The sequence below is a fragment of the Paenibacillus sp. FSL L8-0638 genome, from assembly GCF_038593075.1.
In the GTDB taxonomy this organism is placed as follows: Bacteria; Bacillota; Bacilli; order Paenibacillales; family Paenibacillaceae; genus Paenibacillus; species Paenibacillus polymyxa_D.
The window spans coordinates 1,185,195-1,209,506 of record NZ_CP151960.1; the positions used below are offsets into that span (position 1 = coordinate 1,185,195).

The 24,312-nt window shown below is 47.0% G+C and carries 17 protein-coding genes; 12 read left to right on the top strand and 5 right to left on the bottom strand.

The window, feature by feature from the left end; genetic code table 11:
• Window positions 1-8 precede the first annotated feature (8 nt).
• The 4 genes from MKY35_RS05305 (at window position 9) to MKY35_RS05320 (ending at window position 4,658) form a co-directional block, all read left to right on the top strand.
• Complete coding sequence (locus MKY35_RS05305; RefSeq protein ID WP_342445804.1) at window positions 9-437, top strand: DUF4280 domain-containing protein; 429 nt, start codon at window positions 9-11, stop codon at window positions 435-437.
• Between the two features lie 20 nt (window positions 438-457).
• On the top strand, window positions 458-3,643 hold the full coding sequence (locus tag MKY35_RS05310) for a contractile injection system protein, VgrG/Pvc8 family (protein WP_342445805.1): 3,186 nt from the start codon (window positions 458-460) through the stop codon (window positions 3,641-3,643).
• 13 nt (window positions 3,644-3,656) lie between these two features.
• Window positions 3,657-3,989, top strand: coding sequence for an Imm8 family immunity protein (locus tag MKY35_RS05315; protein WP_340954497.1), 333 nt, complete (start codon window positions 3,657-3,659; stop codon window positions 3,987-3,989).
• Between the two features lie 357 nt (window positions 3,990-4,346).
• Window positions 4,347-4,658: a hypothetical protein gene (locus MKY35_RS05320; RefSeq protein ID WP_340954499.1), complete on the top strand. Its 312-nt coding sequence runs from the start codon at window positions 4,347-4,349 to the stop codon at window positions 4,656-4,658.
• 237 nt (window positions 4,659-4,895) lie between these two features.
• On the opposite strand, the gene MKY35_RS05325 is transcribed toward MKY35_RS05320, so the two are convergent.
• From MKY35_RS05325 to MKY35_RS05345, 5 genes are all read right to left on the bottom strand, one after another.
• The gene (locus MKY35_RS05325; RefSeq protein WP_342445806.1) at window positions 4,896-6,296 is read right to left on the bottom strand and encodes a sugar porter family MFS transporter; all 1,401 of its coding nucleotides are present in this window, start codon (window positions 6,294-6,296) and stop codon (window positions 4,896-4,898) included.
• A gap of 227 nt (window positions 6,297-6,523) precedes the next feature.
• Complete coding sequence (locus tag MKY35_RS05330) at window positions 6,524-7,861, bottom strand: helix-turn-helix domain-containing protein (protein ID WP_342445807.1); 1,338 nt, start codon at window positions 7,859-7,861, stop codon at window positions 6,524-6,526.
• Entirely contained in the window at window positions 7,836-9,281 is a 1,446-nt protein-coding gene (locus tag MKY35_RS05335) for a sensor histidine kinase (protein WP_342445808.1), read from the bottom strand. Before MKY35_RS05335 ends, MKY35_RS05330 begins: the two co-directional genes overlap by 26 nt.
• A complete protein-coding gene (locus tag MKY35_RS05340; protein ID WP_342445809.1) occupies window positions 9,278-10,276 on the bottom strand; it encodes a substrate-binding domain-containing protein in 999 nt (332 codons plus the stop codon). Before MKY35_RS05340 ends, MKY35_RS05335 begins: the two co-directional genes overlap by 4 nt.
• 229 nt (window positions 10,277-10,505) lie before the next feature.
• Window positions 10,506-11,351: a Cof-type HAD-IIB family hydrolase gene (locus tag MKY35_RS05345; protein WP_069010348.1), complete on the bottom strand. Its 846-nt coding sequence runs from the start codon at window positions 11,349-11,351 to the stop codon at window positions 10,506-10,508.
• A 264-nt stretch (window positions 11,352-11,615) separates the two neighbouring features.
• Here MKY35_RS05345 and MKY35_RS05350 point away from each other — a divergent pair, with 264 nt between their 5' ends.
• The 8 genes from MKY35_RS05350 (at window position 11,616) to MKY35_RS05385 (ending at window position 24,237) form a co-directional block, all read left to right on the top strand.
• Window positions 11,616-13,115 (top strand): alpha-glucosidase/alpha-galactosidase, encoded by a 1,500-nt coding sequence (locus MKY35_RS05350; protein ID WP_342446609.1) that lies wholly within the window; start codon window positions 11,616-11,618, stop codon window positions 13,113-13,115.
• 548 nt (window positions 13,116-13,663) lie between these two features.
• Window positions 13,664-15,808 carry a glycoside hydrolase family 6 protein gene (locus MKY35_RS05355; RefSeq protein ID WP_342445810.1) on the top strand — a complete coding sequence of 715 codons (2,145 nt, stop codon included), beginning with the start codon at window positions 13,664-13,666 and terminating at the stop codon, window positions 15,806-15,808.
• A 175-nt stretch (window positions 15,809-15,983) separates the two neighbouring features.
• On the top strand, window positions 15,984-16,919 hold the full coding sequence (locus MKY35_RS05360; RefSeq protein WP_322251225.1) for a nucleoside hydrolase: 936 nt from the start codon (window positions 15,984-15,986) through the stop codon (window positions 16,917-16,919).
• A 148-nt stretch (window positions 16,920-17,067) separates the two neighbouring features.
• Window positions 17,068-19,743, top strand: a complete 2,676-nt coding sequence (locus MKY35_RS05365; RefSeq protein ID WP_342445811.1) for a PAS domain S-box protein — start codon at window positions 17,068-17,070, stop codon at window positions 19,741-19,743.
• 164 nt (window positions 19,744-19,907) lie between these two features.
• Entirely contained in the window at window positions 19,908-20,297 is a 390-nt protein-coding gene (locus MKY35_RS05370; RefSeq protein ID WP_025723754.1) for a GntR family transcriptional regulator, read from the top strand.
• The gene (locus MKY35_RS05375; RefSeq protein WP_342445812.1) at window positions 20,290-21,192 is read left to right on the top strand and encodes an ABC transporter ATP-binding protein; all 903 of its coding nucleotides are present in this window, start codon (window positions 20,290-20,292) and stop codon (window positions 21,190-21,192) included. Before MKY35_RS05370 ends, MKY35_RS05375 begins: the two co-directional genes overlap by 8 nt.
• Window positions 21,167-23,263, top strand: coding sequence for a multidrug ABC transporter permease (locus MKY35_RS05380; RefSeq protein WP_342445813.1), 2,097 nt, complete (start codon window positions 21,167-21,169; stop codon window positions 23,261-23,263). The genes MKY35_RS05375 and MKY35_RS05380 overlap by 26 nt, the downstream gene beginning before the upstream one ends.
• A 209-nt stretch (window positions 23,264-23,472) precedes the next feature.
• Window positions 23,473-24,237 carry a class I SAM-dependent methyltransferase gene (locus MKY35_RS05385; RefSeq protein WP_322251230.1) on the top strand — a complete coding sequence of 255 codons (765 nt, stop codon included), beginning with the start codon at window positions 23,473-23,475 and terminating at the stop codon, window positions 24,235-24,237.
• The last annotated feature ends 75 nt before the right edge of the window (window positions 24,238-24,312 follow it).

A 24,312-nucleotide genomic window follows, 5' to 3' on the forward strand; every position in this document is an offset into this window, starting at 1 on the left:
AGCAGACCATGGCAAAAGAAAAAGCATCCATGACCATTCAGGCCGGATCAGGTGCAAAAAAAGGATATGTGGTTGCAGGGGCTATTTTGAAATGCAACCGTGGTACACAACCCACCCGGCTCAAGCGTCCGTTTAGCCACGGTGTTTACATCAAGGACAAGGCCCAGATGAATGTGGGGGATCACGAACCGGGAGTTCATATATCTGGGTTTGGTAACTGTTTTAGCTCGGCCAATCCGGCGGTTCAAAATAGCGAGATGGTGGACATTTTCGGTGTGAAGAAGGCGCCTTGTGTTCCGGTCATTCTTCGACCCTGGATTGGGGGCAAGCAGGATGTGCTCGTCGAGGGACAGCCTGCCTTGCTGGAGCATTGTACCAATGCCTGCCTGTATTGCGGAGCAATAACGATTGAAAATGACGGGCAGAATCTGGAATGATAGTGGGGGTTTCTCATCAAATGGACAAGGTGCAGGAAACATCCGGTTACCGTCATGTGGAATTACTGAGTAAAGTTCCGCTGCAAACCATGACAGACATTCGTATTGAGCGTAGATTGGGCGACCATGTACGTTTGGTAGTAAGTGGCATCGTGCCGGAGGAAAAGCAGGAACGGTTTATGGAGTTAGAGAGTGAAGCCGAACCGGTTGAAGTCATCGAAAAGGACAAGGATGGCCAGCGGCTGCGTACGTTGTTTCATGGACAAATGACGCGTATCACGCTGAAGCAAGTACACGGTATTCATTACGTACAGTTAGAGGCCATATCACATACGATTCGACTCGATGCGAGGCCTGTGACCCGGTCTTTTCAAGATCATACCATGACGTATGGGCAGTTGCTGAAGCAGGTACTTACTGGTTATACAGGTGCAGATGTAATTGATACGGTCAGCGGGGATACCCAACTGGGCGCTTTGACATTGCAGTACAGAGAAACAGACTGGGCATTTTTGAAAAGGATGGCTTCCAGATTTGGAGCCGTGCTTGTGCCGGAGGCTGCCGCAGATGGTCCCAAGTTCTGGTTCGGTATTCCCGAGGGACGACCCGCAACACTGGATGAGGTCCCGTATCACTCAAGAAAAAGCTTTGTCGGCGCGGATGCAGCTTTTTCTGACGGGGACGGTTTGACATATGGAGCGTCGTTGGTGTACGAAGCCGATGGAATCCATGGCGGTCCGCTTCTGGGATCGGGTCATATGGACGACGGAATAAAATATTTTTGGAGTGATTCAAGTAGCAGTGAGCGACTATCTGCTGTCAGCGTGGATGGCTTCATGGGTAGAGCATTGCCTGGAGGAGCATACCTTTGGCAAAGACAGCCGGGGATTCAAATCGGTATGCGCCATAACGAAGCCAACACCCCCTATGGTACGTTCTATACTGTGGAGAGTGCACGATATTTCCGCCCGGGAGATGTACTTTCTTTTCAAGGCAAGGAACTGCTCGTTGCGGATGTCGTGTCCCGGATGGACCGGGGGTTGTTTTTACATACCTATACACTGGTTTCTGAAGATGAAATTCGGCAAAAGCCGATCTGGAACTATTCAGTGAGAGGGGCCTCCCTAGAGGGCCAGGTACTGGAAGTTGAGCGGGATCAGGTACGTGTACATCTCACCATAGATGCTGTACAGGAACGGGAAAAGGCATGCTGGCTCCCCTATGCAACAGGCTATAGTGCAGAGGGCCATAGCGGCTGGTATGTGATGCCCGAAAAAGGAGACATGGTGCAGGTACAGTTCCCGACCCTGCAGGAGTCGGATGGTTTTGCAGCCAGGTCTGTGAGGCGTAGTGGCAAACCTGTACCGGAGCTGAGCAATCCGGACATTAAATACTGGGGCACTCCTCATGACAAGCTGGTTAAGCTAAGCGCGCAAGAGTTGCTGGTATCGGCTAAAACGAATAGCGTATATATTTCACTTGATGCAAAGGGAATACAGGTACACAGTGACCATATGCTTTCAATTGCGGCCAAACGGGAGCTGACGATCCATGCGGAGGACACAGTGGATATAGCGGCAGTCGAGGCCATTTATTTGCAAGCAGGCAGCAGCAGTATGGTGATGGATGGCGAGACGGATATTCGTGCATCCAGGGTTAAACTGGATGGATTTACAAAACGCCCTGTTTTCGTAGCGGATTTAGAGCCTGTACCGGAGCCGCCGCTGATGTCCATTCAGGCTTATCAGGCTGCTCATGCGCCCAAAAGTACTGGCGGATCTGGAGCGGGCTCACCTAACGGAGGAAACTCAAGTGGTGGCCAGGCGAGGAAGACAGGTGCTTCACCCACCACACCTGCATCGCCGAAGGCAAACCTGCTTGGGGGGATACTAAACGTAGCTCAGAAGGCGCTGAGTATCATCGGTACGGTTCCCGTATTGGGGACGCCTGCCCGGATGGCGAACAGCAAGCTCACTTCGATTCGCCGTGACGTTGCCAAGGGAGGGCCAACCCGTGCCTTGAAGTATGCGGCCGCTGGTTTATCCATGCTGGCAGGCGTGCCATCAGGAGGCTGGGCTGTGCTGGGCGGAAGGAATCTGGCGCGGGAAGCCGCAGCCTTTAGCCGCCGGGTAGCTGCTTATAAAAAGAACGGCGTCGGACAACGCTACGCCTCCGCTTACAGGGGCAAAGTATGGACAGCAGCCCGCAACGTCGCTAGTTCCAGATCATTAGGGGAGCTAGCGAAAAATCTAGCCCATAATATGGACAAGCTAAACACGGAGTATCACAAAATTCCGCTTGAAGTAAGAGCGGGCTGGAAGCCCAAGAATATAGAACAGCCTCCAAGGCAACCTTGGGGAAAGATGAGTGTGCAGGAAAGGATAGAGCCTACAGAGGAAGATAAAAAGAAATGGGGAATTCGTGGAACGTATGTTTATATAACAGTTAATGAGGACTACAGACCTGATATACCGGAAGGAAGTTATTGGGCAGCAGATCGAGTGGTGCGCAAAGCAAATGGCGATCCTGATTTAAAATATTATGAGGATTGGAAAAAAAGTTATCCTGACGACTTTTTGATTTTATCGAATAAAGAAGGTATATCTCAAGAAGAGCAAAAATGGATGTCATTATCTAACATGACGGAAGGTCCTTTTGTATTTGATGGACGAGGCGGAGGACGTGGCCCAAGTGCAGAAGAATTTAAACAGTTTTTCTCACAATCAAGCAAGAAACAAATAACCGAGGAAATAATTTCAGATAGTGTCCCATTGAAACAGCAATCGAAAAATATACTCCAGCAAGAAGTTAAACTTGGGACTAAGGAGACGGGCAAGCCTAAATGGTGGCATTCTGGATATGTAGATAACTTGACTAATTCTCAAATTCTTCTTGGAGTTAAACAATCATCAAAAGGATTATCAACTCTTGGTAGTTCTACTCGTGCAGAGGCGATGAGTGCCGGTAAAGCATGGGTAGGTAAGGGGGGGAAAGATATTCTTAATAAAACGACAGGTGAAATTGTTGGTTTTTCAAGTGTAGATGGAATGAGGGCTTTTAGAATTCAATTTAAGAAGGGAGAAAATATGGTAAGAGCAAATTTTCAGGAAAATATCATGATTAGGACAGAACGTAACTATAACGACTATAATAAGACTTGGGCACCGAAACAGATTAAAAATGTTCATATTGATATTTTGGATTAGGAGGGCACATTAAATGCTTGCTATAAAAGCTCTAACAAAAATATTTGAGGATTGGGGTGAAGATATAGACGATTTTTATATTACTTATCATGTAGATATCGGCCCTAAAGAGATAAGTGGAGCATCAGACTTATTTTCATTTGAACTAGTTAGTCCCAAAAGGTTAGACAGGATGGTAGGTCAAGGTAGTATCATTATAGGACGTGGTCATATTATAACAAGTGACTTTAATGAAAAAAAACTTGAAGAAACATTAAGTCATATTATTAATAAGTGTTCAGATGATGATATTAATAAGGCAAACCATAATCTTTCTAAATACTTTCGTTGGGAGATGGATGAGTAGTTAAGAGTCTGAAAAATAGTTTGTGTAAACGGAGTTTACAATCCCATTAACAAGATCGTACAATATACAACCAACAAACCAAACGCTTTAAAACTTGACAAGCACACTTGATAAACTTTCAAAGGCTTATTCCAACTTGAATTATGAGTTAGGAGTGAGCCCTTTTAGTATAGAGAAATCAATGAAGGAGTTGAATGAAATGGCAAAACGTGAACAGGTAGTAGCAGAAAAGATGAACGAACAACAACAGAGTTAGATTCTGTACCGAAGCCGTCGCTGATGTCAATTCAGGCTTACAGGCCACCCATGCGCCCAAAAGCGCGCTAGCAGATCTGGAGCGGGCTCACCTAACGGGGGATGCTCAGGTGGTGGTCAGCGAAGAGGGCAGGTGCTTCCCCTGTCACACTTGCATCGTCAAAGGCAAACCTGCTGGGCGGGATGCTGAATCTAGCGCAGCAGGCGCTGAGTATCATCGGCACAGTCCCCGTGTTGGAAACGCCCGTCCGAATGGTGAACAGCAAGCTTACCTCCATTCGCTGTGACGTCGCCAAGAAAGGGCCAACCTGTGCCTTGAAGTGCGCGGCTGCAGGCTTATCCATGCTGGCAGGAGTGCCATCAAGAGGCTGTGCTGGGCAGAAGGAATCTGGCGCGGGAAGCCACAGCCTTTAACCGCCGGGGAGCTGCTTATAAAAAGAACGGTGTTAGTCAACGCTACGCCACAGCTATCCATTAATCAAAAACAGCCTATTCATAATTTCGAGTGATTAAAGGAGAAGCAGGAGGATAAATTACACATAAGCAACAAGAAGCCTCTGAACCATTACCGATTTAGGTCGGTATGAATTCAGAGGCCGTGTGATTTCATGCATTATAACAGTGCTGGGCTTCTTGAGAGCTAAAGTTGGGTCATTTCCCAAGCCACATATTTTCCATCTGTTCAAGTGATCTCCCCTTGGTTTCGGGAACCTTGCGCCATAAAAAGATTACGACGAACAACGAGATGGCTCCGAATAACCAGAAGGTATTAGACGGGCCAGCTGAGCTCAGCAGAGGAGGGAATGCCTGCGATACCAGATAATCACCGGCCCATAGTGCCATCGAAGCGATGGCTACAGCTTTGCCGCGAATGCGGTTCGGAAAGATCTCAGAGATCATGACCCATACGATTGGCCCAAGCGATATAGCGTAGGAGGCCACGTAGATCAATATCATGATGAGTACGAGCGGTCCGGTGGTCAAACCCATTTTGAATGCGGCTCCAATAATGACCAAACAGCAGGTCATCAACGAGGTGCCGATTATCAGCAGGATTTTTCGTCCCGCTTTGTCGATCAGCCATACAGATACGATGGTAAACAACACATTGATCAACCCGATCCAGATGGTCTGGGTCAAAGAAGCGTCCGTACCGAGTCCCATTCCTTTAAAGATAACCGGCGCGTAGTACAAAATGGCATTGATGCCGGTAATATGCTGCATAATGGCGAGCATGACACCGATAAAGAGAGCGACCCGAATACCGGGAGCGAACAATTGTTTCAATGAGTTGTTCTCATTTTTGAATGATTCCTTGATATCAAGCACTTCCTGCTTAGCGGCTTCTTCACCGTGAATTTTCAGCAATATCGGCAACGCTTCATAAGGCCGATTCTGTTTAATAAGCCATCTCGGGCTTTCGGGTATGAAGAGCATCAAGAGCATAAAGATCAGTCCTGGAACAGCTCCCACTCCGAACATCCAGCGCCAGGCTGTTGAGACACCCCAGGCTTCATCCCCCAGGCTGACGATCCACGAATTCTGAAAATAAACCAGGAAAATGCCCGTTACGATCGCCAGCTGATTTAAAGCAACCAAACGGCCGCGGTATTTGGCAGGAGCGATCTCCGCGTTGTACACCGGACAAACGGTGGAAGTGATGCCTATGCCAATGCCGCCGATCATGCGAAAGATAACATACCCGGTGAACGAGTCTTGAAGCGCAGAGCAGATCGAGCCGACGACGAATAAAAATCCGGCGGCCAGTAATACCTTTTTTCTACCGATCCTTTCACTCATGTAGCCAGAGAGAGCCGCTCCCGTGATACTCCCTACAATCAGACTCGACACCGCCCAACCGACCTGAAATTCGCTCAGCGAAAAACGCTGCTGTAGGAATTCAACTGCTCCCGAAACGACCGCGATATCAAAACCGAACAGTATCCCTCCAAGCGCAGCTACGATGGATACTAGCGTCACAAAAAGCATATTGGGTTTTTCCGATTGAAGCGCTTTCTGTTGAGCGCTTTCATTATGAATGATTACTCCCATATAATCATCTCCCCTCCAGATTCCTAAAACCTCATTCCGTTCTTCGAGGAGAAGTATAACATGCGCTTATAAAAGAAAGGCCGGTTATCGTCTTCAATAAACGGACCTTTTCACGCACGATTTTGGCTTCGGTTCCCGAATTGGAGACGGAGGGGCTAAATCTAGCATTACCTTGTCATTCGAGCTTAAAAAAATCCATGCCGATGGTCGGCATGGATGAATTTCTACTATTTTTGGCCTTTGAACTCAGTGGGAGGAACGCCCGTTATCTTCTTAAAGACACGGCTAAAATAGTTTGGGTCCTTATAACCCACTTCAAAGCTGATTTCCTTCAGAGCAAGGTTACCCTCCTTGATCAGAGAAATAGCTTTATCAATCCGTAGCCGGGTTACGAAGTCGATGAACGTCTCTCCGTATTCCTGTTTGAAAATTTTACTGAAGTAGTGGGGATTCAAATGGACAAAATCAGCCACTTCTTCCAGCGAAAGCTCATCGTTGAATCGTTCCTCGATATACATTTTTGCTCTGCCCAGCATAGTCAGTGTTTGAACCTCCCGCTGTTCGCGGATCCGTTGCAGTGCTGACATGACGTACGTCTGCTGAAGCATTCCATTCTCCGCTTTGACGGCAAGCACAGAAGCGTTTCCAGCCTCTGACGACTTCAGTTCGTCAAAGTGGCAGTAACCTCCATCCCGCTTGCGTAGGGTGGAGGCAAAAACGGCTTCGAAATAGGACTTGCGAAGTCCTTCCTCGCCGCTATGCAGCGATCCGATTCCAATGGCCGTCTTAATGCCAAGTTGCTGCTGGGCAAGCTCGGAGAGCTGCTGAACGAGGTGTTTAACCAACTGGCGCCAGTCGTTTTCGCTGGTGGCAGGCGGCTTGCATAAAAAAGTGGCTACATGATGGTCGATCAGGGAGCTTACAATGGCATTCGGGCCATGTGTTTTTACATAGCTTCGGAAATGCTCGTAAATTTTCTTTTTATCCTGCTCGTCCGTATATCCGTCAAAGGCGGCAATGATGGCGCTTCCCTGATCAAGAGGAAAGTCCAGCCATTCTGATAGCTGGGAAGCGCTCGAATCCACTGTCTGGTCGACCATGAGCATTAAAGCCAGCTCATTTTCTGCGAGCGGCATCAGCTGTGAGATTTTGTGCCTAAGCTCCAATTCTTCCGTACGTGCTCGCTTCTCGCACTCAATTTCTTCAATCAGTCGTTTCAGTGTGCCGATGATCAGTTCTCGCTTCGCCGGCTTCAAAATATATTCTTTTACGCCCAAAGAGAGCGCCTTCTGGGCATAGGCAAAATAATCGTAGGCAGTGACGAGCACGAATCGGGTATCGGGAAGCCGCTCCTTTAATTCACGAAGCGCTGCAAGCCCGTCGATTCCGGGCATATTGATATCCAGAATCGCAATATGGGGACGGTGCTCTTCCGCACATTCAATCGCCATGCGACCGTTGCCGGCATGAATAAACCGGAATATCCCTGGCATCGCCCGTTCCACTGTCAATTCCAGTCCTTCTCTCTCTAAAGCCTCGTCATCCGCGATTAACAACCGATACATCAGTCTGCTCACTCTCCTTCTTGACTGGAATTCGTATGGTTATGGTAGTACCTCGTCCGGTACTGCTACTGATTTCAACCATTCCTTCTTTTCCGTAGAACAACTGCAGCCGCCTAAACACATTTTGCATTCCAAGTCCTGTTGAACTGTCACTTTCGACTTTGCCTTCAAGACGGAGCACGGACAGTCGGGTTTCCTCCGTCATACCCTTTCCGTTGTCTGAGATTTCAATTTGTACATCCTCGTTCGCTCGCGACAACGTCAACGTGATAATGGCTCCGTCCTCCATATCTGCCACACCATGAAGAAAAGCGTTTTCAATAAATGGCTGGATCGTCAAGGCCGGAATTTGCTGCTGAAGAACGGAAGCGTCAAAGTGAAGATTAAAGAGAATTCTGTCCCGAAAGCGTGCCTGCTGGATGGTTACGTATTCGCGAATATGATCCAGTTCCTCCTGAAGTGTTACGGGTTTGTCCAGCTTCTGCAGGCTGTACCGTAGTAGATTGGACAGCGAGACGATCAGGTCGCTGGTTTTCTCCGCCCCTTCCAGGATTGCCAGCTTGGAGAGCACATTTAAGGTATTGAATAAAAAGTGCGGATTAATTTGATTTTGCAGAGCCAGAAGCTCCAGTTCCTTCACAAGCCGCCGCATTTCCAGACTCTGTTTATCCTTCTCAATGAGGATACTCAAATCGGCGGACATTTGCGAAATGGCGTCCGACAGTACGCCTAGCTCGTCATCCCGTCGCGGTGGGGGCTTGATATTCAGATCACCTGTAGCGATTCGCTTCGCCAGTCCGACAAGTCTGCCGACAGGGCCAGTAATGCTGCGCGAGATCCAGATTGCAAGCAAAACCCCCATCAGCGCGTTCATGCCGAACAATGCCACTCCTAAAACGTTCATTCGCTCATTTTTGTTCCGAATGTTCTCGATGATCGGCCGGTAATAGGCCAGTTCAGCATCGATCAGTCGCTGTCCCTCCTCATGAATATAGCTGACGGTTTTCTCCGCTTCAATATAATGTTCAAAAGCCGATTGAGGATCTTGTGTATTTGCATCCAGAACTGCGGCTTGTTTCTGTTCAAGAAATGTGGTCAACAAATTCACGTAGTTCTCCTCGGCGAAGGAAGGGTCGGTCGAGTCGGAGACTTCTTGGATTTTGCCTTTCAACTGCATTAATTGGTATTCTGTCGGACCCTGCATAGCCTTATCGTCCCTTGGATTAAGCAGATAGGCATATAGGAGCTTTAAGTTGCTCTCCGCCGATTCGGAGGTTTGCTCGATGAGGAGAATGCGGCCAAGCATTTCATCGTAGCTCTGTTGTACGACCTTTCCGCTTTGGAATACAAAATAAGCGATGATATTGGCGAACACAACTAGAAGAGGGATGAACAGAAGCAGCTTCGTTCTGATCGTCATCGTCTGTCATCTCCGGACATGTTGTCGGGAGTGTCCGCATGCACTTCATATACCCTGGTGTATGTTAATTGCTGGGGATCATTCCCCTTTAGATAATCATTCAGCAATTTTATGGCCTTAGCCCCCATTTCTTCTGGCTGTTGAACAAGGGTCAGTTCGATTTTGCGATCTTTGATCGCTTCCAACGTCTCGGCCATATCGTCAAAAGCGAAAATCTGCAAATTCCGCGCGCCGCGCCGCTCCGAGGCTTCCAGAATGCCAAGGCCGTCCAGCGCACTGAATCCGACCATGTAGCGGATCTGCGGATATCGGGCGAGCATGTTTTGAGCTTGCTGGGCTGCCTGAAGCCGTGAAATATTTGAGGAGCGAATCTCCACAATGTAGAGATTGGGATAGCGGCTGATCACGGAGCGAAATCCGGCAAGCCTGAGTCGCTGATTCTCGACGTGCTCGCTACTGATCATAACTCCAATGTCGCCACGCTCTCCAGAGGCTTTCGCTAACAGCGCGCCCATCTGTTTTCCTGCTCCTTCGTTATCCGTTCCGACGTAAGCCAGCCTTCGGGAGTCCGGTTCGTCCGTATCGATCGCGATGACAGGTATGCCAAGTCCGGCTGCTTTGTCGATTAATCGTCGATACTCCGGATCATTTATCCCTTGAACCAGAATTGCATCCGCCTTGGCAGCGATCGCTTTATCCAGCAGTTTGATCTGCTCGGACGGATTAATGCGGTCTGGACCGATATAATCGAGCCGCATACCGTACTGTTCCGCTTCTTTTCGGGCTCCTTGTTCAATGGACCGCCAGTAATAATTGTCTAGCTCTTGCGATATCAATACCACTTTTGTATCGGAACCCCCGTCGTTTGGTGAAACCGTCTTCAATTGTTCTGCAAATTGGTGGATTTGAAAGGAAGACAGAGTGAACTGAAAGAGCAGCCAGGCAAATAGCAGGAAGACTGGGATAAGGATAAATGTCCATTTACGGTTTGACATGTCTTGCTCCTTTGTAAATATTTAGAGACTTAACTCATTATACAGTAACCAAAAAAGCGTAGGCAGCTATCGCCAGCATAAGCGCGATTATTGAGGAGATGGAAGTCGAGCAGGCACTAAGTGAATTCCGTGGAAAGATAGCATTGGAGATAGGCCCCTACCAGTAGGATTAGGACATTTTTAAGTTGAGAAACTGCTGCAGGGGCTTAAGTATATAAAAATAACCTCACTAAATCAGACCATGCTTTTTAAAGCTGTGAAACAGTCCATCTTCATCCACAGCATCCGTAATGTCATCTGCAATGGCTTTGAGGCCCGGTTTGGCATTTCCCATGGCAATTCCTAGTGCACAATATTCAATCATTTCAGCATCGTTCATCCCGTCTCCGATAGCAATGGTGTCTTCTTGGGATCTTCCCAAATGCTCAATAAGCTTTTCAATAGCTACGGCTTTGTGAATACCGGGAACCATTAGCTCACCACTGTCTTGCCCGAAAGCAGATACAGTACATTGAATAACCTCAAATTTCCCTGCGAATTCCTTTTTGATTTGTTCAAAAGGAACATTTTTATTTTCCAAAAAACATGCTTTGTTCACGTCACTACGGTACAGGTTGTCCTCTCCTATAGTTAGGCCGGTGATAAAAGGATGCGGGCGTTGTTCTTTTTTTTCTCTGGCTACGGGATCATTGTCCACATCTCCATAGATAAGCCGTTCCACATGGGGCAGAAAGTTTTTACTCGCAAACAGTCCCCCGTTCGATTCCAAATAAAAGTCCAAATCATGTTCATCAAAGTAATCGACCATATGCCTAACATCTTCATCCGATACTTTGTGGTGATATAACATCTCACCTTCGATTTCTACAAAGCCCCCGCCAGCTCCGATGATCCCGTCAAAACCGACCTCCATGATAAAATCATAAATCTCCGCTTTGGATCGGCCAGTGCATAAATAAATCAGATGTCCGTTCTTTCTCGCTTCGATACATGCTGTTTTTGCAGATTCGGGAATCATACCATCATCATTCACTAGCGTTCCATCTATATCTAAAAAGATAATCTTTTTGTTCATCTTAGGCTGCTCCTTGCTCTCCAATGTTTTCTTTTATGTTACTACATTTACCGCACTTAAAGTACATATTGAACTGAAAAAACACTAGATAGAAAGAGAGAAACAGGATGGATCAAAATGGAAATGGGCAACTCTCTGATCACGCGAAAGTTAGGATTTTTGACACCTAAATACGAAACTGGTCATGATTTTGATAACGCTTTCCACATCCCTATTGCTACAATGACGGTATATACCCATTCTAATTACCGGAGGTTGAATGCCGTGTCATTTAAAGTAGCTTTTATTGGAGCAGGAAGCATCGGTTTTACCCGTGGAATTTTGCGAGATCTGTTATCGGTGCCGGAATTTAATGATATTGAAGTGGCTTTTACGGATATCAGTCAGCACAATCTGGATATGGTTACTGAGCTGTGCCAGCGGGATATTCGCGAGAATGGTTTGTCCATACAAATACAGTCCTCTACGGACCGTAAGATAGCTTTAAAGGATGCCAAATACGTCATTTGTACGATCCGGGTTGGCGGGCTGGAGGGCTTTGCAACCGATGTGGATATTCCGCTGAAATATGGCGTGGATCAATGCGTGGGCGATACACTGTGTGCAGGAGGGATTATGTACGGTCAGCGTGGTATTGCTGAAATGCTGGCCATCTGCAAGGATATCCGCGAGCTAAGTGCACCGGATGTATTGCTGCTGAACTACTCGAACCCCATGGCAATGATGACGTGGGCCTGTAATAAATACAGCGGTGTGCGTACAATCGGTCTATGTCACGGCGTACAGCATGGGCATCACCAAATTGCCGAGGTGTATGGTCTGGAGAAGCAGGATGTGGACATTGTGTGCGCCGGAATCAATCACCAGACGTGGTACATTCAGGCGTCACATGAAGGCAAGGATCTGACAGCCGGGCTGCTGGAGGCTTTTGAAAAACATCCCGAATATAGCCGTACCGAAAAGGTGCGCATCGACATGCTTCGCCGTTTTGGCTATTACAGCACAGAGTCGAATGGTCATCTAAGTGAATATGTACCTTGGTACCGGAAGCGTCCGAATGAAATTATGGACTGGATTGATCTAGGCAGCTGGATCAACGGAGAAACAGGCGGCTATCTGCGTGTATGTACAGAAGGACGTAATTGGTTTGAAACAGATTTCCCTAACTGGATGAAAGAAGAGCCATTGGAGTACAAGGCGGAAAATCGCGGTGAAGAGCATGGTTCATACATTATCGAAGGTCTGGAAACCGGACGTGTATACCGGGGGCATTTTAATGTCGTTAATAACGGTGTGATTTCCAATTTGCCGAACGACGCGATTATTGAAGCGCCTGGATACGTGGATCGGAATGGTATCTCCATGCCACATGTAGGAGACCTACCACTTGGTCTTGCTGCCGTCTGCAATGTAAGTATTTCCGTTCAGCGTTTGGCTGTTGAAGCGGCTGTACACGGAGATGATAAGCTGCTGCGGCAAGCCTTTATGATGGACCCGCTAGTGGGCGCGGTGTGTAATCCGAAAGAAATTTGGCAGATGGTTGATGAAATGCTAGTGGCGCAGGAAGCATGGCTGCCGCAATACGGAGCAGCAATTGCCGAGGCGCGTCAACGTCTGGCTGCAGGCGATCTGATTCCAACCCGACATTATGAGGGAGCAGCACGACTTAAGGTGAAGACGGTTGAAGAAATGCAGTTGGATCGGGATGCCGCCAATAAAAATGCAGGGCAATCCGACAAGGGCAAGGATCGCGAAAAAGTGTAGAACAACAAGAGCAGAGATTGACTTCACAACAATAAAAGGGTGTTTTCACGGTCATGAGGGCCTGAAAACACCCTTTTGCTGTCGATAGATATAACGATTTGGCATAGTTGGCGTGCTGGAGTTTATCATTGTCGATTTAGGCTGACGGAAATTAAAGAATACGGTCTTGCTTTTTATGAATTTGCTCTTTTGCCGTCGATCCTAAATCTCCCGAAAGCTTGTTATAGCAGGGATGTTCAACAAATGAAGAAACCGACTTCAGAAAAAGAGGGGCCGTGATGAACCACTAGGGTGGCAATTCATATGCCTAATTAATAATGTAGTCCTTAATTTATTCAATTTACAGCAGATTTCCAGCTCACTATAATCTAACATAGGAGGTGACAAAAAGGGGAAAATGTGAGCGCATGCACAAATAGAAAGCGCTTACCTTTCGCAACTATGAACGCCACTTTTTTTGGAAAAGTAGAGTAGGCGTAACTCACAATTAATCATGTAACAATCAGGTGCCGACATAGGAAGATTCAACAAAATCCACGGAAAGATAGGTGAAGCAATTGAAAACAAAGCAAGTGCTTCGTAAAAGCATGAAATATGCTTTTGCGCTATCACTCGTCGCAAGCAGCTTTCTACCAGGTGCAGGATTTACGGATAAAATACATGCAGAATCCCATGTGGACAATCCTTACCAAGGAGCGACAAAGTATATTAGCCCTGATTATGCGGCTAGTGTCGACACATCGATTGCCAAAATTACGGATGCCAATCTGAAAGCAAAAATGCAAACGGTCAAAACGTTCCCGACAGCCGTATGGCTTGATCGTATTGCTGCTATTAATGGCGGTGGAGGCAAGCTTGGTCTGGAAGCGCATTTGGACCAAGTATTGGCGCAAAAGAAAGGCAGCACACCGATCACGGCGGAATTTATTGTGTATGATCTGCCCGGACGGGATTGTCATGCCTTGGCTTCCAATGGTGAATTGCCGCTGACCCAGGCAGGTCTGGAAACCTATAAAAAGGATTATGTTGACAAAATTGCTTCTATTTTTGCAAATCCCAAATATAAGGATATTCGTATCGTAGCGATCATTGAACCGGACAGTTTGCCAAATCTGGTAACCAATCTGGATACTCCCCAATGTGGACAAGCCAAATCTACAGGAATTTATGAGGCTGGCGTTAAATACACAATGAATAAGCTGAACGAGATTCCGAATGTGTACAAATACGTGGATATCGGTCACTCTGGTTGGTTAGGTTGGGATAACAACCGTGCAGCAACGGTATCCCTGTTTACAACTATCTTCAAAGATACGAGCAAAGGTTTGTCCAGTGTGGATGGCTTTATCACGAATACAGCCAATACTTCACCGTTGACAGAACCGAATCTGCCTGATCCCAACCTGAATATTGGCGGGCAGCCGATCAAATCGTCCAAATTCTACGAATGGAATCCTAATTTCGATGAATCGGATTTCGCTGAGTCCTTGCATAGAGATTTTGTCAATGCAGGCTGGCCAAGCTCGCTCGGCATGTTAATTGATACCGGCCGTAATGGATGGGGCGGACCTAACCGTCCGACTTCCGCAGTCGGCAATGATATTAACTCCTATGTAAACTCAGGTCGTGTGGACAAACGTTCGCACCGTGGTAACTGGTGTAATAGCAGCGGAGCAGGGATGGGAACACCGCCACAAACGGCTCCAGCTGGCCATATCGATGCCTATGTCTGGGCGAAACCTCCAGGGGATTCCGATGGTTCCAGTTCACTCATTCCGAACGATGAGGGCAAAGGCTTTGACCGTATGTGTGATCCTACCTATACAACCAAGGATGGCACATTAACAGATGCTTTGCCGAATGCACCTATTTCAGGAGCATGGTTCCATGATCAGTTTGTGATGCTGGTACAAAATGCGTACCCTGCAATCGTGCCTTCCACTGGTGGTGTGGACCCAGCGCCTACAGCTCCAGCTGTACCGTCTGGCTTAAAGGCCGTAGCTGGTAATGCTCAAGTGACGCTGACTTGGAGTGCGTCTACTGGTGCCGATAGCTACACGGTAAAACGTGCCACTAGCGAAGCAGGTCCTTTTACAGCCGTTGCCCCTCTTGTAACGGAAAGAGAGTACACAGATAAGGGACTGACGAACGGAACAACTTACTTCTATGTTGTAAGTGCTACGAATGCGAAAGGAACAAGTAAGGATTCTGCAACGGTAAGTGCTGAACCTAAAGGTACACCGACTGATCCAACAGAACCAGCGGGTGATCTGGTTGTAATGTACCGGGCCGGGGACACCGACCCAGCGAATAACGCAGTTAAGCCTTTCCTTAACCTGAAAAATAAAGGCACAACACCCGTAAAGCTGAGTGAGCTGAAAATCCGTTACTATTTTACGAAGGATGGCAGCCAAGAGCTGCAATCCGTAGTAGACTATGCGCAAGTAGGCAATGATAACGTGCTGCGTACCATTACAGACAACTATATTGAAATTGGTTTCAGTGCTGCTGCCGGCACGCTTGCTGCTGGAGCGCAAACAGGTGATATTCAGATCCGCATGAACAATAGCGACTGGTCTAACCTGAACGAATCCAATGATTATTCCTTTGATCCAACTAAAACCTCTTATGCAGAATGGAACAAAGTAACGTTGTTCCACAATGATAAGCTGGTGTGGGGAATCGAGCCTTAGGATTCGGCTAGAACATGTGCCCCTTGAGTGATTGAAAAGTAGTAAAAGAAGGCTACGGCATAACTGTCGTAGCCTTCTTTTACGTCTTCGAATAAAGAATTTGATGACCAAGGGAATAAGCATTGAAATTGTGTATAATGAAAAAAAGAATGCTGTTCTACTGTGGAGGGTCATCATGAGCAAAAAGTTAATCTTAGATGTAGATACGGGCATTGACGACGCGCTTGCTATTGCGTACGCGGTCCATTCGCCGGAATTGGAGCTACTCGGTATTACAACCACCTTTGGCAATATCTCGGTGGAGGAGGCAACACGTAACTCACTGATTCTGCTGGAAAAACTGGGGGTAGAGGCTCCGGTCGTGTCTGGGGCTCACAAGCCGTATGCTCGGGAGCTGTTCAAACCTTATTCTCGGCATATTCACGGTGAAGACGGTATTGGCAATCAGTTGAAAGGAGCGCCCTCCCGTCAGGCTGCGTCTGGGGATGCCGCTGATTTTATAATCGGACAGGCTCGTCGCTATGAGGGCAAACTTACCCTGGTAGCTGTAGGACCGCTGACCAATCTTGCGATTGCATTGGATCGCTGTCCCGAATTGCCCCAATTGCTTGAGCGCCTGATCATCATGGGCGGCGCGGTCACAGTGAAAGGGAATGTAACTCCAACGGCTGAAGCGAATATTTACGCCGATCCAGAAGCCGCAGCCTATGTGCTGGGAGCGGGCTTTCCGCTTACGCTCGTTGGGCTGGACGTCACGATGCAAACCCTGCTTCCACAGCGGGATGTGGACAAATGGCGTGAGCAAGGGACCGAGCTGGGCGCGTTTATGGCAGATATGACAGACTTCTATATGGAAGCTTATCGCAATTTCAGACCTGGTATTGCAGGCTGTGCTTTGCATGATCCTTTAGCCGTAGGGTTGGCTATTGACTCCAATTTTGTGGAGACGCGTCCAATGCACATTGCCGTTGAGGTGGGCGATTCCGCCGAGGTTGGTCGCACCCGTGAGGTGCAAAATGAGAACGAAGCTCAATCACTGACTACGGTTGATGTGGCACTTAAAGTCGATGCGGAACGATTTTTGCGTCATTTTCTAAGCCGGGTGGTATAAATTAGCCGGATGGTATAAAAAAATAATTCAAAGATTGCCGATGAATCTGCATCGGCAATCTTTTGTGCATACATGTTTTTAAGGGCTTTCGTCTAGAGGTGGACTCACATTGGATAAAAATACCAGACTACGGAGGAGGAGATTGATTGTGTTTTCTGGTGCTCGACGACTACCTTTGCTGGAACATATGTATAATCATGCCCCGACAGGAATCGTGATTTTGTCGAGGGAAGGGAAGTGCCTGTACGTCAATCCCGCCTTTTGCAAAATGGTCGGATATGAGCAGGAGGAATTACTGGATATCCGATATTACCATCTCTTGTATAAAGAGGCTCAGGATCAGCGAGGATTGAGGGAGGCTTATGCAGGTTGGCTACAGGCTACGGATCAAGTCTACAAGACTGAGTTGCGTTTGAAACATAAACGGGGAACATCCGTCTGGCTAGCGCTGGAACTAACCATATTTGATGATGTGGCTACCGAACAATCTTATTTGATTGCGTATGCAATGGATATCACGGAGAAAAAGGACATGGAGCAGGTGCTCTCGGATAATGAGGATTTGTATATGCTGATTACGGAAAATACGCCGGATGTTATCTCATATAGCACGGCGGACGGCATACTCCAATATATCTCTCCTTCGGTGGAAAAACTCCTAGGCTATACGAAACAGGAGATGCTTGGGAAAAAACGATTGCAATTTTACCATGTCGAAGATGCCGATTACATGCGTGTACATGGAATGTTCAAGGAAACAGGCATCATGAAGCGGCGTGTTCGTCATAAGGACGGGCACTATTTGTGGCTGGAAGTATCGTACCGCATTATTCGGGATGAACGGGGCAGAATCAAGCGAGTTCTATCCATCGGACGAAATATCACAGAGCGCCAGAAGAGCGAGGAGAACCTGGCAAAAGCTCAACAGTTGGCGATGTTCGGCTCATGGGACTGGGATCTGGTCAACAATGTTATGCATTTTTCCAAGGAATTTCGCAGCATATTTGGCTATTGTGTCAAGCCGGTTGAAACAAGTATTGACGCGTTCATGGCGGCTGTTCATCCAGAAGATACAGAGCGCATGAAACAGATTATCACCAACGTTATATTGAAGGGAATACACGAAGAGACCTTTTACCGAATTGTATTGCCGAATGGGGAACAAAAGGTACTGCGTTCAATCTGGGAAGCTGAAATGGACGAGCATGCAGGCAAGCCCGTTCAAGTGGTGGGTATGATCCAGGATGTTACAGAGCACCGGGAAATGGAGCAGCGCCTGCGTGAAAGTGAAAACCGCTATAAGTCACTATTTCAACATAATCCACTCGGGATATGCGCCGTGAATATGGAAGGTCATATCTTAAGTGTGAATCCGAGCTTGGAGGAGCTTACAGGTTATACGAAGGATGAGTTGCTTGGGGCTGACATACTTATCATGGCTTCCTCTGAGGAACAGGATAAAATCAAGCGTCACATGGAGCTGGCCAAGCAGGGTGAGACGCAAACCTATGAATCGGAATTTATACATAAGGAGGGGGAGCGTCTATTTATCAAGATGACGAATATCCCGATTTTCGTGCAAGAGGAAATTGTAGGCTGCTACGGGATTATAGAAAATGTTACCCCTCTTAAAAGCTACATTGCTCAAATTGAGAAGCTCAGTAATGAGCATTCGCTTATTTTGAATGCTGTATCCGAAGGAATTGTGGGTTTAAGTACCGAAGGACATGTCCGCTTTATGAACCCGGCAGCTGTCGAGATGTTCGGCGTAGGATCGGCCAAACCGCTGAATGGCGCATGCATAGACATGATCCGCCATGCTGACGAAATTGGCAGTCATTTTCCGGACGAACAGTCCTCTATTCTTCAAGCGATTCGAAGCGGAGCCTCTTATCAGGCAGAGGAAGCAGTATTTTGGAAAAAAGGCGGGTCCAGCTTTCTGGCCTCCTATCGAATCAGCCCTTTGATGGATAATGGCGAGCGAAAAGGGGCTGTGATGGTTTTTGTAGACAGGACGAATGAAAAGGAGATCATTCGGGCCAAGGAGTCTGCCGAACGCGCCGATCGGGCCAAGTCAGAGTTTCTCTCTGTGATGAGTCATGAGCTCCGTACACCGATGAACGGCATTATAGGTATGGCGGGGTTACTCGCAGATACTGAATTGGATGAGGAGCAGCGTAGCTATATAGACATTATTACCAGTAGCAGTGGTGCTTTAATGCAGATATTGAACGAGATACTGGATTTGAGCAAAATCGAAGCTGGTAAAATGTCTTTGCTGCACGAATCCTTTGTGCTAGATGACGTGGTCGGCAGTGTGGCTGACCTATTCATGACGCAGGCTATGGAAAAAGGCATTGAGCTGGAATGGCATGTGGATCAGGAAATGCCGGGGATGCTGGTCGGTGATCATGTGCGTATCCGGCAGGTGCTGGTGAATTTGGTGAGCAATGCGATCAAATTTACGGAGCGAGGGCGTGTAAATATCTTTGTGGAGAGAAAGGCTTACAGCCGTCGTAAAAATAGATGCCTGATTGAGTTCAGTGTTACTGATACTGGAATCGGTATCCCAGCAGACCGCCAGCATCTATTGTTTCAGCCTTTTTCCCAGCTTCATCCGGCACTGAACCGAAAATATGGAGGGACAGGACTGGGATTGTCCATCTGTAAAAACTTGGTTAAGCTGATGGGGGGTTCCATTGGTGTGGATAGCGATGAGGCCAGAGGAGCGACGTTCCGGTTCCAGTTGGATCTTAAGCTGCCGGATGGTTCAACGCTCGCGAATATAAGCCGTGATGAACCTTATGAGTCAAAGGAAGGCTAAAAAGAGATAGCCGTGATGCATCATGCATCACGGCTATTTTTTTTGTAAGAAATCCCCAAAGAAAAGATTGACAAACTGTTCTAACTGTACTATTAATTATAGTACAGTTAGAACAGTTGAGCATATACAAGTGAATCAGATTAAGTCTTGAAAGGAGGAAGTCCATGTTCGAGCTGGATATCCGCAGCCGCAAGCCGATCTACGAACAGCTTATGGACAGGGTAAAGGAAATGATCGTGTATGGATCACTTCAGCCGGATGAGCAATTGCCTTCTGTGCGGACATTGTCCGCTCAGCTAACGGTGAATCCGAATACGATTCAGAAGGCGTATCGCGAGTTGGAACGAGAAGGATACATTTATTCCGTTCAGGGCAAAGGCAGCTTTGTCACACCTGCCCAACATCAGCCACAACAAATCAAGCGAGATGAGATTCGGGCGGCGTTGTTAAAACAGATGATTGTAGCCGTCCATTTCGGTTTTACACAGCAGGAAGTGGACGACATGTACGTGGAAGCTATACAAACAAAGGAAAGGGGGATGTCCCTTGATTGAATTAAGGGAAGTCACAAAGACATTTACAGAAGAAAAGGCTGTCGACCAGCTCGCCCTTAGAGTGAAGAAGGGCTCCATTTTTGGACTGCTGGGCTCGAACGGGGCAGGGAAAACAACACTGCTCAAAATCATTGCCGGAATTTACCGACCGGATACTGGCAAGGTGCTAATTGGTGGACAGCCGGTGTATGAGCAGCCTGAAGTCAAGCAGCACATTCTGTTTTTGCCGGATACCCCTTATTTTTTCCCGCAAGCGACAATTCGTCAGATGGCCCGGTTTTACCGCTCCATTTATCCAACTTGGAGTGAGGAACGCTACACACAGCTTACTGAGATTTTCAAGCTAGATCCTAAACGAAAGCTTCACCGTTTTTCCAAGGGGATGAAGCGTCAGGCCGCTTTTTTGCTTGCCTTGAGCTGTATGCCTGAGCTGCTCATTTTGGATGAACCGATTGATGGGCTGGACCCGGTGATGCGTAGAATGATCAAAAATTTACTGTTCCAGGAAACCGCTGCACGCGAGATGACCGTCGTGATCTCATCTCATAATTTGCGTGAAATCGAAGACATGTGTGATCACGTCGGCATTATGCACCAGGGGCGGATGCTGTTGGAAAAAGAGGTCGACGACCTCAAGTCTGATACGCATAAGGTGCAGGTTGCCTTTCGTGAAAGCACGCATGAGGAAACCGTATGTGGACAACTTTCGGTTGTACATAAGGAGCGGAGGGGCAGTGTTCTGCTGCTCATTATCCGGGGGGAACGAGAGCGGATTGCAGAGACGATTGAGGCGTATGAGCCGCATGTGTTTGATTTGCTGCCGTTGACGCTTGAAGAAATTTTCATTTATGAAATGGAGGACGCAGGTTATGACATCCAACCGATTCTTCTATAGCGGCGGCGTAATTCGCCAATGCCTGAGACAGCATGGCTGGATCGGTCTACTGTACTTGGCGGGATTACTGTTTACAGTACCGCTGTCATTGTTTATGAGCATTGGTGATGAACAACCACGAGTGGTTTTAAAAAGCTTGTTCGATAGTACAAACTCGGGTAATGAATTGCAAAAATTGATTTTAATGACTGTACCGGTGCTGGCAGGTGTGATGCTGCTTCGTTTTGTTCAGCGACAGGGGCCATCCGATTTGTATCACAGCCTACCTTTGCGTAGAGAGCATCTATTAACGTCACATTTCATTAGCGGTCTTATTCTTTTACTTGTACCTGTATGGCTGACTGCGGGAGTAACTGCTTGGGTTAACACGTCAGTCGAACTGCCTTATATTTTTCAAATTAATGATGTTGGATCGTGGGCTTTGGTCGTGTCCGTCCTTACGATTTTCTTGTTTACTTTTACTGTGTTTGTAGGGATTTGTGTGGGACAATCGTTGCTACAGACCGTAGTAGTGTATGTTTTGCTGCTATTGCCTCAGTTTCTATTCATGATGATAGGGCGTTTTCTAGAACGTAATTTATACGGATATGTGCGGGTGCGAGAAACCGTTGTTCAATATATTAATGGTGGGGAGTTTCGCAGCAATAATAATGTTTGGGAAAACTTATCGCCGTTTGTACGCATTATGGACAACTTGCCACAGCGCGCCTTTTCCTACATGGAGTTACTTGCCTATTTAGGTATCTCCCTGCTGTTTGTCGCCTTGAGTTATGGTTTGTATCGTAAACGCTTGGTCGAGAAGGCGACTCAGGCCATGGCGTTTTCTTTCTTTCAACCTTTGTTCAAGGCAGGGGTTATACTATGCGCTATGCTTGTACTAGGCGATTATTTTTATAATGCAGGTACAAGAGGAGCTAATTGGTCGATTTTTGGGTATGCACTTGGAGCTATTTTAGGCTATATCATTGTAGAGATGGTCATCCGCAAGACGTGGCAAATTGTGCGTGTTCGTGCTTTGGTGGAAATGGTCGTGTACGGTGTGATCATGGGGCTAGTACTATATATCCCGATTTCAGGCTGGTTAGGTTATGAGGGAAGGATTCCAACAGCACACTCTGTAGAAAAAGTTTATGTAGGGCAAGAGGAGCCTTTAGGGGGAGATGCAGAAAAAGAAGCTTATTACTCCCAAGACAGGGCCTATATCGCCTCTGTGCTAAATTTACATCGTGAACTCGTACGTGCACATGCAGCTGGCGAGAAATCGTTGTCCAAAAACCTGGCCGTCGAATCGGCATTCATAGTCTACCGTTTGGATGATGGTTCCACCATGACTCGGCGCTATACATTCCCGGAGAAGCCTTTCAGGACAGAACTGACTAAGGTGATGGAAGCAGAGCCTTATAAAACGGTAAGATACGAGCTGGATAAGCTGCAAGGAAAAGCAGAGACGATTAATATCCAATCCGTAGATGATAATGAAAGACGAGTGGTCTTAACCAATCCCAAAGAAACTCGTGAATTTGAAGATATACTCAGAGAAGAAGTATTAAATATGAGTTATAGCGAAATGCAATCACATCGATATCCCCTAGGGAGTGTTTCTATTACAAATAAAGAGTCATCCTTTACCAATAACGAACCGAAATGGAAGCGTGAACTCTCATTTAATTGGCCGGCTTCCTATCACAAGCTTACAGGTTGGCTAGAACAAAAGGGATATGCGGATAAGGTCGTCATCGACGCCAAGGATATTTTTTCGATACGGGCTGTTCCTATTATTACTGAAGAGCTTGAACCTTATCAACCCAATCAGTATATTGAAGACTATAAACTATTTAAAAGCATCCAACAGAAGCATAAAGCAATAACGATTGAAGATCCGAAGCTCTGGAGCACTGTACTGGAAAAGCGCAGACCCTATAGCTATACTCCAAATATGGCGAAAGGCACTTACCTGGTTCAGGTCAAGATCAAACCTTTATTTAGTTCAGACCCCCATACACGCTATTGCTATTTTACTCCGAACGATATGACACCGGAGCTTGCGAAGGCATTACCGACAGTTCCTTAAGTGGGACAGCATCTGGTTTGGATGGCATATGGACGGAGGTAGATGAACATGGGATGGTTGGGACACGACATATAAAAACCTGATCGACGGGCAAGAGCTCCTCCACATTAGAGATGACATAAAATAGATGCACAGAGAGATAGAACGTAGAACATACAGAGAGAAGAGTTCAATAACGTACAGCTCAATGGTGGAGGAGCAAAAATAATATGAAATATACAGAAGATCGTGAATTTCTACAGTTCTTGGAGAATTATAAGCAGTCATTTTCCGGATGGGATTTTTCATTCATCTCGGATACGGGACGTGTGGCGAGCGAGCCCTTGGAATGGTCTTATGTCAGCAAGGCTATGAAGTTTATTCATTCATCCAAGGCGATGCTGGATATGGGAACAGGCGGGGGAGAGCTATTATCTCGGCTACGCCCTTTTCCAGAGATCGTATGTGCGACAGAAGCGTATGCACCGAATGTTCCTATCGCCAAGGAAAGATTGGAGCCGCTGGGTGTGCGCGTTATGACTATACAGGATGACGATTCCCTTCCGTTTGGCGATGCCGGGTTCGACCTCGTGCTGAATAAGCATGAGTCATTTTCGCCAACGGAGGTACGGCGTATTTTGCGACCAGGTGGGACGTTTTTGACTCAACAGGTAGGGGGCCTAGATTGTGCGGGCATCAACGACCGTTTGGGAGCACCTGATTACGAGTATGCGGACTGGACCCTTTCTCAAGCACTTGCAGGTTTGAAAAGCAATGGCTTCGAAATTTTAGAGCAGCAGGAACAGTTTCCGATACAGCGCTTTTACGATATTGGAGCGATTGTATATTACTTAAAAGCAATCGAATGGCAGATTACAGACTTTCAGCCGGAGAAATATATAGAACAGCTATATGGTCTGTATTTAGATATTAAACGTGATGGCTATTGGGACGTGAAGCAGCACCGTTTTTTGATCCATGCCAGAGCGATATAAAGAAGATTCGATGAAAAAAGGCCTTTCCCGTGGGGGAGGCCTTTTTTGCCATACGCAGCTTGAGTAATTCATCGC